At 71.9% G+C, this 2,835-nt stretch carries 3 protein-coding genes; all 3 read left to right on the top strand.

Annotated elements, in window-relative coordinates; genetic code table 11:
- The coding region (locus tag VG276_13985; protein ID HEV8650479.1) for a DUF5372 family protein at nt 1-315 on the top strand (315 nt) is incomplete at its 5' end.
- Nucleotides 316-363: 48 nt separating this feature from the next.
- Entirely contained in the window at nt 364-681 is a 318-nt protein-coding gene (locus VG276_13990; protein HEV8650480.1) for a DUF6788 family protein, read from the top strand.
- 76 nt (nt 682-757) lie between these two features.
- Nucleotides 758-2,830: a recombinase family protein gene (locus tag VG276_13995; protein HEV8650481.1), complete on the top strand. Its 2,073-nt coding sequence runs from the start codon at nt 758-760 to the stop codon at nt 2,828-2,830.
- The last annotated feature ends 5 nt before the right edge of the window (nt 2,831-2,835 follow it).

The following is a 2,835-nucleotide window of genomic DNA, read 5'->3' on the forward strand; positions in this document are numbered from 1 at the left end:
GGCTGGGGATCGCCACGGTCCCGGCATACTGCCGCGTCGTCCAGCACGCCGTCTGAATCGCTGGTTGTCACGCACCCGTTCCACCCGCTGGCCGGGCAGCGTCTGGTCGTGTTGTTGGAGCGGCGTCGGCCCTCCACCGGGCTGGTCTTCGTCTGCGAGGGTGGGCCCGGGGGTCGGGTGACCCTGCCGGTGGCCTGGACCGACCGGGCCCCTGCCCCGGCTGCGCATCGGCTGACTACTGAGGTGCTGGTCGCGCTCGCGGCGCTGGCGGGCGCGATCAACCAGGTCGGTTTGCAATCGATTGACCAGCTGTGATCTTGTATGCCGATGGTTAACAAGAATCGAGATCTTAGCCAGCTCAGCGTGCGGCAGCTGCGCACACGGCGTCGCCAGCTGGCTGCTGGGCTACCAGACGTCGAGGCGCTGCTGCACGGCTCGCTGGTCGACCAGGGGCGGCGCTGCGGCAAGGAGGGCTGCAGATGCACCCGAGGCGAGCTGCACGGCCCCTACACCTACCTGGCGACCGGCCGAACCCGGGGTCGCAACCGACTGTTGTACGTGCCGGCCGCGCTGGTCGAGCTGGTCCGCCGCCGGGTGGATCAGACCACCCAGGTGCAGACCGTGCTGGCGGAGATCTCGGCGATCAACGCCGAGCTACTGGTCCGGCGGGAGCTGGACTGAATGCTCCCCGGCCGTTCCAAGCTCGAGCTGGTCGCGGTCGTCGCCAACATGACCGAGGCCGCGTTGGAAGCGTCCGGTGAGCGCCGCGGCGACCCGCAGCGCCCATCCCAAGATCACCTCCAGCCATCTGGACCGCGCCGCGATCATCTACGTGCGCCAGTCGACCCTTGCCCAGGTCCGCGACAACACCGAGTCCACCGCCCGCCAGTACGCCCTGGCCGACCAGGCGGTCAGGCTCGGGTGGCGACGCGCCAGCGTCGAGGTGATCGACGCCGACCTGGGCCTGTCGGGCCGCTCGGCCGAGCACCGTCAGGGCTTCCGGGAGCTGGTCGGCCGGGTCTGCGAGGGTGGGGTCGGGGCGATCTTCGGGCTGGAGATCTCCCGTCTGGCCCGCTCCTCGGCCGACCTGTCACGGCTGTTGGAGCTGGCACGGCTGACCGACACGCTGGTCATCGACGCCGACGGCGTCTACGACCTTGCCGATTTCAACGACCGCCTGCTGCTGGGCCTCAAGGGGACGATGTCGGAGGCAGAGCTGCACGTGCTCGCCGGCCGGCTGCAGGGTGCCAAGCGGGCCGCTGCCGAGCGGGGCGAGCTGCGCTTCCCGCTGCCGGTCGGCTACGCCTACGACGATGACGGCGCCACCGTGATCGACCCCGACCAAGAAGTCCAGACCGCCGTAGCGGATGTGTTCGCCGCGTTCCGCGCCCGCGGGTCGGCCTACGGGGTCGTGGCCGTGTTCAAGGGACGCCGTTTCCCGCTGCGCGCCTACGGCGGGATCTGGGCCGGGCAGCTGCGCTGGGGCCGGCTGACCCACTCCCGCGTGCTCGGCATCCTGGCCAACCCCGCCTACGCCGGCTGCTACGTGTTCGGCCGGTTCCGCTCCCGGCGCATGGTCCGACCGGACGGCACGGTGGCGACCACGACCGTCCAGCTGCCACGCGCTCAATGGCCGGTGGTCATCCATGATCATCATCCCGGCTACATCAGCTGGGATGACTTCCTGGCCAACGAGGCGAGGCTTGCGGCCAACACCACCAACCAGGGCGCCCGGCCGCCCCGCGAGGGTGTGGCCTTGTGCCAGGGCATCTTGATCTGTGGCGGCTGCGGGCGGCCGATGTCGACTCGCTATCACCGTGACGGGCGCGCCGCCTACGAGTGCGCGGCCTCACGCGCCGACCAGATGGCCACACCCGACTGCCGCTCGGTGGCGGCGGCGACGCTGGACGACGCGGTCGCCGAGCGGCTGCTCGCGGCGCTGAACCCCGAGGAGGTGGCGTTGGCCTTCGCCGCCGCCACCGAGGTCGCCGACCGGCGGGCCCGTGCCAGCCGGGCCGCGGAGCTGGCCACCGAGCGCGCCCGCTACCAGGCCGAACGGGCCGAGCGGGTGTTTGTGGCCTGCGAGCCGGAGAACCGCCTGGTGGCGCGCAGCCTGGAGGCCCGCTGGGAGGCCAAGCTGGTCACCCTGGCCGAGGCCGAGCAGGCCCTGGCCGCCACCCAGGCGCAGCTCGCCCCGCTCCCCGAACCCGCCGAGCTCCAGGCGCTGACCACCGACCTCCCGCGGCTGTGGCACGCGCCCACGACCCGAGCTAAGGACCGCAAGCGGATGCTGCGCACGCTCATCGCTGACGTCACCGTGCTGCCCGAGCCCGACCGGGCCAAGCTGCGCGTCGGCATCCGCTGGCACTCCGGCGCTACGGAGGAACTGCTCACCGGCCGCCGGCCCTCCGCGGCCCAAACGCGGCGCACCCCAGACGGCGTGATCGAGCTGCTGCGGCGGCTCGGTCCCCAGCGCACCGACGCCGAGCTCGCCCACGAGTTGAACGCGACAGGCTACCTGACCGGCAGCGGGCGAGCGTTCGACGTCAAGGCCGTGCGCTGGCTCCGCCACGTCCACAAGGTGCCCGCACCCGCACCCTTCCAGGCGGGCGAGCTGAGCGTGGTCGAGGTCGCCGAGCGTCTCCGCATCAGCGCCGACGCTGTCTACTACTGGGTGCAGCACGGCCAGCTCCAAGCCCGCCGCACCCCCGGCGGCCGCTGGTGCGTGCCGTTCTCACCCCAGGTCGAGGCGGCCTGCCGCCAGAAGATCGCCGGCTCGGCCCACATCAAGCCGCCAACCCCAAACGCTCCTGCGGGAGGTGCAGTTTGAAGCCA

The sequence above is a fragment of the Actinomycetes bacterium genome (assembly GCA_036000965.1).
Classification (GTDB): Bacteria; Actinomycetota; CALGFH01; order CALGFH01; family CALGFH01; genus DASYUT01.